The sequence below is a fragment of the Streptomyces sp. NPDC002499 genome (assembly GCF_053595415.1).
In genome coordinates, this window is record NZ_JBSFXO010000001.1 from 448458 (window position 1) to 463265 (window position 14808).

Consider the following 14808-nt stretch of genomic DNA (forward strand, 5'->3'; position numbering starts at 1 on the left):
CTCCCCGAGGGGACGCGGACTCACCCCTGCCCGACTTCCCCCTGGAACCGATTCGATGATCGAATTACCGGACCTGGCCGCAGGCGGTCTCGCCCTCGGCACGCTGTCCGCGCTGGCCCTCGGCGGCGGACTGCTGCGCTCACGCCGTCGACTGGCCGCGCAACGCGCGGAGACCGCCCGGTTGCGCGGCCAACTCGACGCCGTACTGCAGACGTTCACCTCCGAGGTCGAGCACCTCGCGGCACAGCGCGTGCCGGCCGCGGCCCGGCAGCTGACGCATCCGAACGTGCTGGTGCCCGGTCCCCTGCAACCGCGGACCACCGCCTCGCCGCTCGGTATCGGCCTGGAGAGCGTCCTGCGGTCGCTGCGTGCCGAGCTGGCCGCCCAGCGCACCCGGATCGACGCGGCGGCGCAGGCCGGGATGCGAGGCGCCACCCGGGAGATCCAAGCCGCCCTGTACCGGCTCCAGGACGCGCTGCGGAAGCTGCAACAGGACTACGACGACCCGGAGTTGACGCAGACCCTCTTCCAGCTCGACCACGAGAACGAGCAGTCGCTGCGGCGCGCCCAGGTGGCCGCGGTGGTGTGCGGGGCGTGGGTGGGGCTGGCCCGCGAGGAGTCGCACCTGGTGGACGCGGTGACCGGCGGTCAGGCCCGGCTCTCGGGCTACCACCGGGTGCGCGTCAACAACCACCTGGAGGCGGGCACCGCGTTGGTGTCGCACGCGGTGGAACCGGTCGCGATCATCGTCGCCGAGCTGCTGGACAACGCGCTCCGCCACTCCGCGCCGGACACCGACGTCGTGGTCAACCTGGAACACGTGCACCACGGCGTCTGCGTCACCGTCGACGACGCGGGCGTCGGCATGACACAGGACGAACGCGCCCGCTCCCAGCGGCTGGTGGCCGGATCCGAGCCCGTCCTGCTCACCGACCTCGGCGATCCGCCCCGCATGGGATTCGCCGCGATCGGCCAGCTGACTCGGCAGTTCGACCTGGGCGTCGACGTGTCCTCGCCCTCCGCGTACGGGGGCGTGCGCGCGGTGCTGCGGGTCGAGAGCCATCTGCTGAGCCATGTCGACCCGGCCGAACGGCCGCCGGCGGCCAGTGCGCCGCGCTCGACGCGCAAACAGGCTAGCGGCGGGCCGGTGGTGTCCGACGCCCCGCACGGGTTCGGCGCCGAGGGGGACGACGGCGCCTCCACCGCCGTACCAGGGCATCAAGGCCCGCGCGATCCGGGCGAGTTGCCGCAGCGTCGGCGCCGGGTGCGGGCGACCGGCGAGGGGGCGGACGCTCCGAAGAGGCAGCCGGCGCGGCGGCCGGCGGACTCGGCCGCGGCGCTCGGGGCGCTGCAGTCCGGTACCGCGGCGGCGCGGGCCGAGGACGACATCGATCAGACCGATTTCGAAGGGGGAGCGGCCAGATGACCAGCCGCCAAGCAGGCGAGCACGCGTGGGTGCTCGATCCGATCCTGCAGGTACCGCATGTGGTGGCCGCCGTGCTGCTGACCCAGGACGGGCTGGTGTCCGGCTACACGGACGCGCTGTCGCAGGCCTCGGCGGAGCGGGTGGCGGCGATCACCAGCACCGTGCAGGGGGCGGCCCGTACCGCGGCGGCGGCCTTCGCCGACCAGGACCGGGCCGAGGTGCGGCAGGTGGTGATCGAGACGGACCTCGGGTACGTGCTGATCGTGCCCACGGACCACGGCACCTGCGTGGCCGCGTACGGGGACGGCGAGGTGCGCCTGGATCTGCTGGCGCACCGGGTGCACTCGCAGGTGGCGAAGCTGGGTGAGAAGGCGATGGCCGCGGCGCCCCGAGGGACCGACGGCGGCGCGCCGGCATGACGGGCCGCCGTGGCGGCCGTCCCCTGGTCCCCGCGTATCTGTCGACCGGCGGTGTGGCCCGGCCCAGCCGCTCGCATCTGGAGCGGCTGTCGATGCTCACCGCCGCGGGCCCGCCCGCACCACCCGAACTGCCCGCGGCCGGGCTCGCCCTGCTGGACGTCATGGCCGGCGGCTCGCTGACCGTGGTGGAGGTCGCGGCCCTGCTGCGGCTGCCGGTCTCCGCGGTGCGGGTGCTGGCCGCGGATCTGATCGACCGGGGCCTGCTGTTGTCCCGCGCACCGATCCCGGCGGCCGACCGCTTCGACCCCGACCTGCTGAAGAGAGTGGCCGATGGCCTCCGCGCCCTCAAGCACCAGTGACGTCCATCTCCCCGCAACCGCCCGCGAGTTGGTGAAGATCCTGATCACAGGTCCCTTCGGGGTGGGCAAGACGACCCTGATCGACTCGGTGTCCGAGATCCGGCCGCTGCACACCGAGGAGCAGCTGACCGAGGCGTCCGCGCAGGTGGACGACCTGGACGGGGTGCGGGAGAAGACGAGCACCACGGTCGCCGTCGACTTCGGGCGGATCAGCCTGCCGGACGGAGTCGTGCTGTACCTGTTCGGCACGCCCGGGCAGGAGCGGTTCCGGGCGCTGTGGGACGACATCGCGTACGGGGCGCTGGGGGCGCTCGTGCTGGTCGACAGCCGGCGGATCGACGCGTCGTTCGACGTGCTGGGCCTGATGGAGGAGTCCGGACTGCCGTACGCGGTCGCCTTCAACGCCTTTCCCGACTCGCCCCGCCACCACACGGACGCGCAGTTGCGGGCCGCGCTCGATCTGGATCCGGCGACGCCGATGGTGACGTGCGACGCGCGTGACGCCGGCTCGTCCCTCGACGCGCTGCTCGCCCTGGTCCATCACCTCATCGACCGCGACCCCTCGGAGCACCGGTGACCACCTATCCCCCCGGCCAGCAGGACTTCGACCTCTCGGCGCCGGTGCGCCTGTGGGAGGACGGCTTCGCCCTCGACCCGTACCGCTACTACGACACCCTGCGCGCACAAGGTCCGGTCGGCTGGGCCGAGTTGGCGCCGGGCGTGCCCGCCTACGTCGTGACGGACCGGCGGGCCGCACTGGATCTGCTGCACGACGAGGAGACGTTCTCGCACGACCCGCGGGCCTGGGAGTCGACGGTCGCGGACGACTCGCCGGTGCTCGGCATGATGCGCTGGCGGCCCAACACGCTGTTCGCCGACGGCGCGGCACACGTCCGCTACCGCTCCTCGCTGATCGACACCTTCGACCGGATCGAGCCGCACGACCTGCGCGCGCTGGTGCACCGCGCGGTGCGGCTGCTGGTGAACCGGATCGGGCCGCGCGGCGAGGCCGATCTGGTGGGCGAGTTCGCCCGGCCGCTGATGGCGCTGGTGTTCAACAGTCTCTTCGGGCTGCCGGACAGTCAGAGCGACCGGCTCAACGCCGCGTTGGGCAAGATGATGGAGGGCGGTGACCAAGCGGCCGCGGGCGAGGCCGAGTTCGGCGGCTATGTGCTCGAACTGATCGAGACGAAGGCCGCGTCGCGCGGCGACGATCTGCCGAGCTGGCTCCTTGACCACCCGGCCGGGCTCACCCCGGAGGAGGTCGCCTGGCAGGTGTTCCTCACCCTCGGCGCCGGGCACGAGCCGACCGCGAACCTGGTGTCCAACGCGCTCTCCCGCATCCTGGGCCACTCGCTGTACTACTCCACACTCACCGGCGGTGCCCGCCCCGTGATGGACGCGGTCGTCGAGGTGCTGCACCACGAGACACCGCTCGCCAACTACGGCGTCCACTACGCCCGTCAGCCCCTGACCTTCCACGGAGCGTGGATCCGCGCGGCCGTCCCGGTGGTGATCTCGTACGGCGCGCTCGCGCACTTCGCCGAGCAGAAGGTCACCATCGGCCGGCATCCCAAGGACGCCTCCCATCTGTCATGGTCGGCGGGCCCGCACGCCTGTCCGGTCAAGCAGCACACGCTGCTCATCGCCACGGAGTCGATCGAGCGGCTCACCCAGTGGCTGCCCGACCTGGAGCCGGTCCTGCCGCGCGAGCGACTCACCTGGCGGCCGGGCCCGTTCCACCGCTCGCTCACCGCGCTGCCCGTCCGGTTCACTCCCCGCTCCCCCGACCAGCCTGGAGATCCGTCATGACCGTGACCGACCGCATCGCCCTCGACCCGTTAGGCACCGACATCCCCGCCGAGATCGAGCGGCTGCGCTCGCTCGGCCCGGTCGTGCCCGTCGAGCTGCCGGGCGGCATCCCGGCCTGGGCGCCGACCGGTTACGACACCCTCAAGGAACTGATCCTCGATCCGCGGGTGAGCAAGGACCCGCGGCAGCACTGGAAGTTGTGGCCGGAGATCGGTGAACACCCGTCCTGGGGCTGGATCCTGGCCTGGGTGGGCGTGATCAACATGCTCAACACGTACGGCGTCGACCACGCGCGGCTGCGCAAACTGGTCGCGCCGAGCTTCACGCAACGGCGCACCGAGGCGATGCGGTCCCGGGTCGAGGCGATCACCGCCGAGCTGCTCGACACGCTGGCGGAGGCCGGCGCGGACGGCGAGGCGGTCGACGTACGCGCGCTGCTGGGGTACCCGCTGCCGATGCGGATGATCTGCGAACTGTTCGGTGTGCCCGAGGAGTTGACGGACGACACCGGGCGGATGATCGCGGCCATCATGGACACCTCCGACCCGACCCCGGCGCACGCGGAGTCCGTGCAGCGGCAGATCGGCACGGTGCTGCCCGCTCTCATCGCGCACCGCACCGAGCATCCCGGCGACGACCTGACCACCGAGCTGATCCGGGTGCGCGACGAGGACGGCGACCGGCTCGACGACGAGGAGCTGCTGTACACGCTGCTGCTCGTCATCGGCGCCGGCTTCGAGACCACCGTCAACCTGATCTGCAACGCGGTGGTCGCGCTGCTCCGGCAGCCGGAGCAGTTGGCGGCGGTGCGGTCCGGGAAGGTCGGCTGGGACGCGGTCGTCGACGAGACACTGCGCGTGCACCCGTCCATCGCCTCGCTGCCGCTGCGCTACGCCGTCGAGGACATCACGGTCGACGGCGTCACGATCCCCGCCGGTGACGCCATCATCACGACCTACGCGGCCGCCGGTCTCGACCCGGCGCACTACGGTCCGGACGCGGCCGTCTTCGACGCGGCACGCGGGGCGGACGACCACCTGGCGTTCGGCATCGGTGTGCACCGGTGCATCGGCGCACCGCTCGCCCGGGTGGAGGCCCTGACCGCCCTGCCCGCGTTCTTCGACCGCTTCCCGGACGTGCGCCTCGCCGTGGACGCCGACGAGTTGCGGCAGGTGCCGTCGTTCATCGCGTTCGGCTGGCAGGAGGTGCCGGTGCGGCTGCGGCCCTGAGCCGGGGCCGGGAACGGGGACACGGGCGGCCCGACCGGTCCCCCGTTCCGGTCGTGCCTCCCGCGATGCTTCGAACTTACGCGCGGGACCCATACGTTGTGAATCGTGCCAATGCCCTCTGCGGCGGCCGCGGGGCTCACCTGTGCACAGGTGAGCCCGGATGGTCCGGTTCTGTCCGGTGCAGGGCGGGCGGGTCGAGGTCGCCGAGAGCCAGATGGGCGAGGACGACCTCGTAGAGATCGCTGCCGCCCGCCAGCAACTGGCGTTCCAGGACGGGTTCGGCGCCGCGTACGTGGTCGCGGACCGTCTGCGGGTGCATGCCCAGCGCGTGGGCGGCCCGCTCGGCGTTGCCGCCGGCGGCGATCCAGGCGCGCAGAGTGCGGCGCAGGTCGCGGGCGTCCGGGGCCAGGCGGCCGAGCAGGTCGTGCGCCCACGCGCGTAGAGCCGGTCCGGCGAGCAGGTCGCCGAGGCGGTCGCCATCCGCCGTGACGGAAGGGGACGGTCGCGGCTCGTCGGCGAGGCCCGCCTGGGCGTTGAGGGCGAGGTGGACGACGGCGCGGACGGTGAGATCGGTGAAGTCGGCGTGCAGAAGCGCCTCGACGCGTTCCATGCGGGCGCGGACGGTGTTGCGGCTGACGCCGAGTATCTTCGCGGCGCTGACGGCGGTGAACTCCAGGCCGAGGCGGGTGGTGGCGAGGAGTTCGGCGTGGGTGTGGTGGGCCAGCGTGTCCAGCGGGCGCAGCACCTGGGCCGTCCACTCGTGCAGGGTGTCCGGGTCCATCAGCCGCTCGGGGTGGGTGCGTTCGGCGTACACGGCCTGCTTGTCCGGGCGGAAGCGGGCGACGGCGAGGGCGCTGACGGCCTGGCCGTACGCGGTCGCGGTGCGGGCGAGGCTGTGCGGGGCGCTGCCGCCGAGGAACGTGCTCGCCCGCCGGTCGATCACGGTCCGCAGCTCGCGCCCCGCCGCGTCGCGCGGGGTGACGACGATGACGTGTTCGTCCGTCGCGGGGCAGCGCACGACGAGCGCGTGCTCGGCCGTCGCGTCCAGGCACTCCTCGGCGATCCGGTCGCGGTCCTCGGCCAGGCTCTCCAGGACGTACACGCACGCGGAGTCGGTGTCGAGCAGTCCGGGCCACAGGCCCGAGGCCACCCGGCGCGCGGAGACGGTGTCCTCCACCATCAGCAGTTGCAGGATCGCCAGACGCAGGTCGGAGGTGGCACGGGCCAGCCGGCGGTCGGCCGCGGTCGTCTCGCGCGCCCTGAGCAGCAGTTCGACCACCTGGGCGGTGTGGGTGACGATGTCGGAGGTCCGCCGGTCGAAGGGCGCCGTGCGGCAGACCGCGAGCACGGCCGCCGCGCCGGGGTCCGTGGACGCGACCCGGACCAGGCGCTGGTGGCGGCCGGCGTCCTCCCAGGCCGCGGAGGCGATCCGCCCGGTGACGAGGTCCGCGACGAGGCGCCGGTCCAGCGGGGTCCGGGTACCCGCGAGGAGGTTCCCCGCGCCGTCCTCCAGGCAGGCCGTCCCCCGCACGGCGTCCGCGAGCCAGGCGACGACCTTGCGCAGGTCCCGGCCGCCCGGCCGCAGCTGGTCGAGGAGTTCCCGCGTCCATGCCGCACCGTCGACGTCCGTCCCGTCCACGGGGCGGCTCCCGTCCTCTCGGCCTGCCATCTCGGCCTTCTCCCGGTTCGTCTCGTCCTGCTCGTCCGCCGTGTCGGCCCCGGCGTCCCGGTCGGGGACGTTACCTCACCGTTCTGTGCCGGTCGCGGTCTGCGACCGACGGGATGTCCCCGGCGGCCGGCCGCCTGAGCACGCCCTAAGCTCGACGAATGGCCAAGTACTTCGACGTGCACCCCGACAACCCGCAGCCGCGCACCATTTCCCAGGTCGCCGACATCATCCGCGCCGACGGGCTGGTCGCCTACCCGACCGACTCCTGTTACGCGCTCGGATGCCGGCTCGGCAGCCGGGAGGGCATCGACCGGATCCGCACCATCCGGCACCTGGACGACCGGCACCACTTCACGCTCGTGTGCCAGGACTTCGCGCAGCTGGGTCAGTTCGTACGGATCGACAACGACGTGTTCCGCGCCATCAAGGCGTCCACGCCGGGCAGTTACACCTTCATTCTGCCGGCGACGAAGGAGGTGCCGCGCATGCTCCAGCACCCCAAGAAGAAGACGGTCGGCGTGCGCATCCCCGACCACGTCGTCACCCAGGCCCTGCTCGCCGAACTCGGTGAACCGCTGCTGTCCAGCACGCTCCTGATGCCCGACGAGGAGGAGCCGATGACGCAGGGCTGGGAGATCAAGGACCGCCTCGACCACGTGCTGGACGCGGTCGTCGACTCCGGGGACTGCGGCACCGAGCCGACGACGGTCATCGACTTCTCCGGCGGCGAGGCGGAGATCATCCGCAAGGGGGCCGGGGACACGTCACGGTTCGAGTGAGGCCGCTCGCGCCGACGGCGGGGGTCGCCTCAGGCAGGTGAATGGTGCGTGCAACGATGACCGTGACCCGGCCCGTCAGGCCGCCGGGTCACTCGCCGCCGACTGCGCAGAGAGGCACCCCCATGACCTCCGTACAGGGATCAGACGTGGACATCCCCACCGAGGACGGCGTCGCCGACGCCTATCTGGCCCATCCGGATGACGGCAGTCCCCACCCGGGCGTCCTGCTCTACCAGGACGCCTTCGGCATCCGCCCGCACCTGAAGTCGATGGCCGACCGGATCGCCGCGGCCGGTTACACGGTGCTCGTCCCGAACGTGTTCTACCGCAGCGGCCGTACGCCGGTCTTCGACCTGCCCGAGTTCATCGACCCGTCGGCGCGGCCGGAGATCTTCGAGCAGATCATGCCGGTGATGCAGGCCCTGACGCCCGAGCTCGCCATGCGGGACGCGGGTGCCTATCTGCGCTGGCTGGCCGACGCGCCGCTCGTCACCGACGGCCCGGTCGCGCTGACCGGCTACTGCATGGGCGCCCGGCTGGCCCTGTTCACCGCCGGCACCTACCCGGACCGGGTCGCGGCCGCGGCCGGCTTCCACGGCGGACGCCTGGCGACCGACACGCCCGACAGCCCGCACCTGGTGGCCCGACACGTCACCGCCGAACTGTACTTCGGCCACGCCGACGAGGACCATTCGCTCCCGCCCGAGCAGCAGCAGCGGCTGGAGGACGCGCTCACCGAGGCGGGCGTACGGCACACCATCGAGGTCTATCCCGGCGCGCACCACGGCTACACGCAGGCGGACACCTCCTCCTACAACAAGGAGGGCGACGAGCGGCACTGGGCGGCGCTGCTCGACCTCCTCGACCGGACCTTCTGACCGACGCTCAGACCCCCGCAGTGGCGCCCGCGGTGTTCGATCCGCGGGCGCCGACTCGTATTCACATGTTCGGGCCGTTGACATGCACGCGATCCCAGTGTCACTTTGAGAGCGCTCTCAGAACAGGTACGGACCAATCTCCCTGAGTGACCCCCCACAGGAGGTGGAGCGTGCTCAGCAAGCTCACTCGCCGGATCATGGCGCCGGCCGTGGTGGCCGCGCTGCTCGGCGCCGTCCTCACGGTCATCACACCGTCCGCCGCGGAGGCGGCGGTGCCCGCCACGATCCCCCTCAAGCTCACCAACAACTCCGGTCGCGGTGACGCGGTCTACGTCTACACCCTGGGCACCCTGCTGAGTACGGGGCAGCAGGGCTGGGCGGACGCCAACGGCACCTTCCACGCCTGGCCGGCCGGCGGCAATCCGCCGACGCCGGCGCCCGACGCGTCCATCGCCGGTCCCGCCAACGGGCAGTCGAAGACCATCCGGATCCCGAAGTTCTCCGGCCGGATCTACTTCTCCTACGGACAGAAGCTCGTCTTCAAGCTGACCACGGGCGGTCTGGTGCAGCCCGCGGTCCAGAACCCGACCGACCCGAACCGCGACATTCTCTTCAGCTGGTCCGAGTACACGCTCAACGACTCCGGCCTGTGGATCAACAGCAGCCAGGTGGACATGTTCGCCGCGCCCCACGCGGTGGGCGTGGTGCGCGCCGACGGCAGCACGCTCACCACCGGTCACCTCAAGTCGGGTGGCTACAACGGGTTCTTCAACTCGCTGCGCGCGCAGTCGGGCGGCTGGGCGAACCTGATCCAGACCCGGTCCGACGGCACCGTGCTGCGGGCCCTGTCACCCACGTACGGGCTGGAGACGGGCGCGCTGCCCGCCACCGTGATGAACGACTACATCAACCGCGTATGGACGAAGTACGCGACGACGAACCTCACGGTCACCCCGTTCGCCGACCAGCCGAACACCAAGTACTACGGCCGGGTGTCGGGCAACGTCATGAACTTCACCAACAGTTCGGGCGCGGTCGTCACCAGCTTCCAGAAGCCGGACGCAGCCAGCATTTTCGGCTGCTACAAGTACCTCGACGCGCCCAACGACCTGGTGCGCGGCCCGATCTCACGCACGCTGTGCGCGGGCTTCAACCGCTCCACGCTCCTGGTCAACCCCAACCAGCCGGACACCAGCACGGCGAACTTCTATCTGGACTCGGTCACCAACCAGTACGCGAAGAAGATCCACGCGCAGATGGCGGACGGCAAGGCCTACGCGTTCGCCTTCGACGACGTCGGCAACCAGGAGTCCCTGGTCCACGACGGGAACCCGCAGCAGGCGAACCTGACGCTGGACCCCTTCAACTAGACGGTTCGCAACGAGAGTTACCACCGACGGCCAAGGCCTCACCCCGCACTGCGCGGGGTGAGGCCTCACATCGTGCCGGTGTCGGTCAGCTGGTGGTCACCGCCGTGTCGTCGACGACGAAGCTGGTCTGGAGCGAGGAGTCCTCGACGCCGGAGAACTTCAGGGCGACCGTGGTGCCCGCGAAGGCCGACAGACTGAAGGACTTCTGGACGTAGCCGGAGGCCGCGTTCAGGTTGGAGTAGGTGGCCAGGGTGGTGGACCCGGCGGTGACCGTCAGCTTGTCGTACTGGGTGCTGGTGGTGGTCTCGGCCGTGTCGATGTGGAGGTAGAAGGTGAACGTGGTCCCCGTGCAGCCGCTGGGGATCGTCACCGACTGGGACAGCGTGTCGGTGTGGGTGGATCCGTAGCCGTCCAGCCAGGCCTTGTAGGAGCCGGTGCGGGCCGCCTGGCTGCTGGAGTTGGTGATGACGCCGCTGGTGGCGGTCCAGGTGGTACTGCCCGACTCGAAGCCCGCGTTGCCCAGCAACTGGGTCGAGGTGCAGCTGCCGCCGCCACTGGAGCTGACGGTCCAGGTGAAGGAGGCGGTACCGGTGGCCCCGGTGCTGTCGGTCACCGTGACGGTGGTGCTGTAGGTGCCGGCCGTCGTCGGGGTGCCGGTGATGGCGCCCGTCGAGCTGATCGACAGACCGGTGGGCAGACCGGTCGCGGCGTACGTCAGGGTGCCGCTGTTGGTGCTGCTGGCCGAGATCTGCAGGCTCACCGCGGTACCGACGGTGGAGGACTGGCTGCCCGGGTTGGTGACCGTGACGCCGGTGGTCGGCACGGTGATGTGGCTGCCGACGTTGATGCCTGCGAAGGCGTTGCCGACGCCGGCGTACTGCGCGGAGCTGGTGCCGTACAGGGCCCCGGCGGCGTTCAGGGCGGCGGTGCGGGCCTGGGCGTACGTGGTGCTGGACGTCATGTACGTCGTCAGCGCCTTGTACCAGATCTGCAGGGCGGCGGCCCGGCCGATGCCGGCGACGGCGACGCCGTCGGAGGTCGGGCTGTTGTAGGTGACGCCGTTGATGGTCTTGGTGCCGCTGCCCTCGGAGAGCAGGTAGAACATGTGGTTCGCGGGACCGGACGAGTAGTGCACGTCGAGGTTGCCGACGCCCGAGTACCAACTGTCGGCGGAGCCGCCGTCCTTGTCGGGCTCGTCCATGTAACGCAGCGGCGTGCCGTCGCCGTTGATGTTGATCTTCTCGCCGATGAGGTAGTCACCGACGTCGGAGGAGTTGTTGGCGTAGAACTCGACGCCGGTGCCGAAGATGTCGGAGGTCGCCTCGTTCAACCCGCCGGATTCACCGGTGTAGTTGAGGTTGGCGGTGTTGGAGGTGACACCGTGGCTCATCTCGTGCCCGGCCACGTCCAGCGAGGTGAGCGCGTGGGTGCTGCTCGTGCCGTCGCCGTACGTCATGCAGAAGCAGTCGTCGTCCCAGAAGGCGTTGACGTACGCCGTGCTGTAGTGGACGCGCGAGTACGCGGCGACACCGTCGTTCTTGATGCCGCTGCGACCGAAGGTGTTCTTGTAGAAGTCCCACGTCACCTGGGCGCCGTAGTGCGCGTCCACGCCCGCGGTCTGGGTGTTGGAGCCCGAGCCGGTGCCCCAGGTGTCGTCGGCGTCGGTCATCAGGGTGCCGGTGCCCGACGTGCCGTTGTTCAGGCTGTACGTCTTGTGGGTACCGCGCGTGGTGTCGTTCAGCTGGTACGTCGAACCCGACAGCGTGGTCCCGATGGTGACCGTGCCGCTGTACTGGCTGTTGCCGGTACCGGTCTTGATGCCCTGGTAGCGGTAGAGCTCCGCGCCGCTGGTGGCGTCGGTGATGACGTGCAGCTGGCTGGGCGTGCCGTCGTCCTGCAGACCGCCGACCACCGTCTCCCAGGCGAGCTTCGGGGTGCCGCTGCCGGCCCAGATGACCTTGCGGGCGCTGTCGGTGGTGGGCTTGTCGGCCGCGAGGGACTTGGCCGCCTTGAGGGCTTTGGTCTCGGCGGACGCCTTGGCGAAGGTCGCGGTGGTGGAGGCGACCTTCACGCTGCGCTTGCTGTTGAACGTCGTGCTCACCGTGCCGGTGGCCTCGGCGGCGGGCGGGGTGTGCACGACGAGGTCGCCACCGAGGACGGGCAGCCCTGCATAGGTCCGCTCGTAGCGGGTGTGGAGGGTGCCGTCGTTGTCCTTGACGACGTCCTTGACGACCAGTTTCTCCCCGGCGCCGAGGCCGATCGTGCGGGCCGTCGCGGTGGTCTTCTGATCCGCGCTCTTGATCAGCGCGGTGCGCTGGGCCGGGGTGAGCGTGGCCTCCAGACCACCGGTGCGCAGGGGGCTGGGGTGGGGGGCAGCGGGCTTCGCGTTCGCCGGAACCGACTGGATGCCGACGGCGAGGAAGGCTGCGGTGGAGACCAGGGCTCCTACCGCCATCCGCTTGCGGGGGTTGCGTCTCACTCGTTCTCCTACTGCGGTGGCCGCGTGGGGCGGCCGGACAGACCGGGCAGCCGGGTGTGCTGACCGGGACGAGCCGAGCTGTGCGGGACCGTGACTGCGTGAAGAGAACGTGGGGGGTACGTGCCGCAGTTGGGGGGAGGATGGCAGGCTTGACCGAGGCATGTCAGCACGGTCGGGGACAATCGAGGGTTATCCCTCTGCGCCGGACGGAGACAGAGGGACCACCCCTGACCCGCCCAAGTGCCTTTGCAGAAAACGCACCTGACGATCCAACAGCTCACCCGTGACCGGATGCCCGATCGGCTGATGACCGACGCCCGGCATCAGGAACACCTCGTGCGGCCGCCCGGCGTCCCGAAGCGCGTCGGACAGGCGCACCGTGTTGAGGGGCGGCACATTGCGATCGTCGAGGCCGTGCATCAGCAGCAACGGCCGTACGAGGCGCGGCGCGTCCCGCACGAGCGAGCAGGCCTCGTACCGTTCCGGAAACCGGTCGGGATGACCGAGACTCCGCTCCCGCCAGTGGGCGTTGTACAGCCGCTGGTCGGTGACGCCCGCCCCTGCGACGGCGGCACGGAAGACGTCCGGTCGGCGCAGCACGGCGGCGGTCGCGAGAGAACCGCCGAAGGACCACCCCCTGATACCGACCCGCCCGAGATCGAGCTCGGGATGCAGCCGGGCGGCTTCCCGAAGCGCCGTGACCTGGTCGTCGACCGCCGCCCCGAACAGATCGCCGTGGACCTCGCGTTCCCACTCCGGCCCACGCCCCGGAGTACCCCGACCATCGGCGGCGAGCACCGCGAACCCGTGCTCGGCGAACCACTGCGACACCAGCACCCGCCAGTCCGACTCCGCGGTGACCCGCTGCGCGGCCGCACCCCCGTACGGATCGGCCAGCACGGGCAGTCGACCGCTCCCTGCCCGGTACCACGACGGCAGATGGAGCCGGGCGCGAAGCTCGCGCGGGCCAAGGACGAGACGGGTGAGGCGCACATCGAGCACGGGCTGCTCGGCGTACGAGGGAATCGCGACGGCCCGCTTCCCCTTCCGCCGCGCTTGAGTCCACCCACCGGGACGGTCCGCGCCACGGGCTACCTGGACGAGGGTGCCGCCACGGCAGAGGCCGGAATGGACGGCAGGACCCGAACTAAACCGCCGGACACCTGCCGTGTGCCCGTAGCTGTAGAGGTGCGTCTCGGTGGGCTCGGCGGACTCGGACGCGGCGAAGAGCACCTCTTCAGCGTCGACGCCGAGCAGGGACCGGAGTTGGAGCCCGGGTGGCGTGACGGGGACGCCGTCGACGGTGAGCCGCCGGGTGCCGTGCGGGTCGGTGTGGGCGAGGAGGGCGCCGGAGTCGGTGCGGGTGGGAAGGCCCGGGACGAGCTGCACCCAGTGGTCGTCGCGCTGCTCATGCAGGACCGTCGTCCTCCCGTCGCCGGGGTCGACAGCGAGGAAGCGGACGGTGCGCTGATCCCGGGACTGCACGACGGCGTACGGCCCGTGCCCGTCCCAGCCGGCCCCGACGACGTACTCGAACTCCTCGCGGTCCCAACTGGACAGCTTCGGACGGTCGTTGAGCCCGGCGATCCAGAGGGTGACGTCGGCATTGGGGGTACCGACGGCAGCGAAACGTCGTCCTGGCGCCTCGGCGTCGAGTGCGGGCCAGGGGTGGACGCGGCCGGAGTCCGTTCGGGCGATGAGGAGTTGGGTTCCGTCCGGGGACCACCAGTGGCCGAGCGGGCCGTCGGGTGCGGTGGCCGCGGTGTGCACCGCGGTCCCGAACTCGACGTCGGGGGCGTCGGGTTCGGCGACGGCTCGGTCCGCGGTACCGTCCGCGCCCATCAGACGCAGGGCGCCGCCGGTGACGTACGCGATCCGGTGCCCCGTGGGGTCGGGGCGCGGGTCGGACACCGGGCCGGATGTCGGCAGCCGCCATGGTCGCCCGCCGGTGACGCGTACCGCCCACAACTCCCCCGCCAGGACGAAGGCGACCAGGTCACCGCTTCGGCTCGTGGCGTACGCCCCGATGCCGGTCGGCCTCCGGCGGCGCAGCGTCACGGGGTCGGCCACCAGGCGTTCCGCGCCGGAGTCGAGGTCCAGGGCCCAGAGGCAGGTGAGCGGGTCGCTTCCGTCGCGGGAGCGGAGGAACAGGACGGTCCTGCCGTCGGGCGTGATGGTGAGGTGAGCGGGGACGCCGTGGGTGAAACGGTCGGTGCGGACGAGTTGTTCGGGGAGAGGAGGGATCGAGGGAATCGGAGGGATTGACACGTACGGCAGCCTTCCACCGCGCGCCTTAATGAAACATCTGTTCGATTCGGAGGATGATCTCTCAGCTCGCCCGGCGCAGGAAGTCGACGACCAGATCAGTCGTCGCCAAGGGTCGGATCA

At 71.1% G+C, this 14808-nt stretch carries 12 protein-coding genes; 9 read left to right on the plus strand and 3 right to left on the minus strand.

Translation table 11 applies throughout. From position 1 onward, the window contains the following. Nucleotides 1-55 precede the first annotated feature (55 nt). Genes ACWD5F_RS02055 through ACWD5F_RS02080 form a run of 6 tightly spaced genes read left to right on the plus strand, consistent with a single transcriptional unit; the run spans nucleotide 56 to nucleotide 5245 of the window. A complete protein-coding gene (locus tag ACWD5F_RS02055) occupies nucleotides 56-1426 on the plus strand; it encodes an ATP-binding protein (protein ID WP_451250174.1) in 1371 nt (456 codons plus the stop codon). After that, complete coding sequence (locus ACWD5F_RS02060; RefSeq protein ID WP_451250176.1) at nucleotides 1423-1845, plus strand: roadblock/LC7 domain-containing protein; 423 nt, start codon at nucleotides 1423-1425, stop codon at nucleotides 1843-1845. The genes ACWD5F_RS02055 and ACWD5F_RS02060 overlap by 4 nt, the downstream gene beginning before the upstream one ends. Then, nucleotides 1842-2204 (plus strand): DUF742 domain-containing protein, encoded by a 363-nt coding sequence (locus ACWD5F_RS02065; protein ID WP_451250178.1) that lies wholly within the window; start codon nucleotides 1842-1844, stop codon nucleotides 2202-2204. Before ACWD5F_RS02060 ends, ACWD5F_RS02065 begins: the two co-directional genes overlap by 4 nt. After that, nucleotides 2176-2781 carry a GTP-binding protein gene (locus tag ACWD5F_RS02070; RefSeq protein ID WP_451250180.1) on the plus strand — a complete coding sequence of 202 codons (606 nt, stop codon included), beginning with the start codon at nucleotides 2176-2178 and terminating at the stop codon, nucleotides 2779-2781. Before ACWD5F_RS02065 ends, ACWD5F_RS02070 begins: the two co-directional genes overlap by 29 nt. Then, nucleotides 2778-4016: a cytochrome P450 gene (locus tag ACWD5F_RS02075; protein ID WP_451250182.1), complete on the plus strand. Its 1239-nt coding sequence runs from the start codon at nucleotides 2778-2780 to the stop codon at nucleotides 4014-4016. Before ACWD5F_RS02070 ends, ACWD5F_RS02075 begins: the two co-directional genes overlap by 4 nt. Then, a complete protein-coding gene (locus ACWD5F_RS02080; RefSeq protein WP_451250184.1) occupies nucleotides 4013-5245 on the plus strand; it encodes a cytochrome P450 family protein in 1233 nt (410 codons plus the stop codon). Before ACWD5F_RS02075 ends, ACWD5F_RS02080 begins: the two co-directional genes overlap by 4 nt. A gap of 136 nt (nucleotides 5246-5381) precedes the next feature. On the opposite strand, the gene ACWD5F_RS02085 is transcribed toward ACWD5F_RS02080, so the two are convergent. After that, entirely contained in the window at nucleotides 5382-6914 is a 1533-nt protein-coding gene (locus ACWD5F_RS02085) for a helix-turn-helix domain-containing protein (RefSeq protein WP_451250186.1), read from the minus strand. 158 nt (nucleotides 6915-7072) lie between these two features. On the opposite strand from ACWD5F_RS02085, the gene ACWD5F_RS02090 reads away from it, so the two are divergent. The 3 genes from ACWD5F_RS02090 to ACWD5F_RS02100 all read left to right on the plus strand — a co-directional run bounded on the left by ACWD5F_RS02090 (nucleotide 7073) and on the right by ACWD5F_RS02100 (nucleotide 9941). Next, nucleotides 7073-7693: an L-threonylcarbamoyladenylate synthase gene (locus ACWD5F_RS02090; RefSeq protein WP_451250188.1), complete on the plus strand. Its 621-nt coding sequence runs from the start codon at nucleotides 7073-7075 to the stop codon at nucleotides 7691-7693. A gap of 122 nt (nucleotides 7694-7815) precedes the next feature. Then, on the plus strand, nucleotides 7816-8571 hold the full coding sequence (locus ACWD5F_RS02095; RefSeq protein WP_451250190.1) for a dienelactone hydrolase family protein: 756 nt from the start codon (nucleotides 7816-7818) through the stop codon (nucleotides 8569-8571). Between the two features lie 197 nt (nucleotides 8572-8768). Continuing rightward, on the plus strand, nucleotides 8769-9941 hold the full coding sequence (locus ACWD5F_RS02100) for a glycoside hydrolase family 64 protein (protein WP_451251009.1): 1173 nt from the start codon (nucleotides 8769-8771) through the stop codon (nucleotides 9939-9941). An 85-nt stretch (nucleotides 9942-10026) separates the two neighbouring features. Here ACWD5F_RS02100 and ACWD5F_RS02105 read toward each other — a convergent pair whose 3' ends face one another. After that, complete coding sequence (locus ACWD5F_RS02105) at nucleotides 10027-12420, minus strand: M4 family metallopeptidase (RefSeq protein ID WP_451250192.1); 2394 nt, start codon at nucleotides 12418-12420, stop codon at nucleotides 10027-10029. A gap of 189 nt (nucleotides 12421-12609) precedes the next feature. Then, complete coding sequence (locus ACWD5F_RS02110; RefSeq protein ID WP_451250194.1) at nucleotides 12610-14688, minus strand: prolyl oligopeptidase family serine peptidase; 2079 nt, start codon at nucleotides 14686-14688, stop codon at nucleotides 12610-12612. Nucleotides 14689-14808 lie beyond the last annotated feature (120 nt).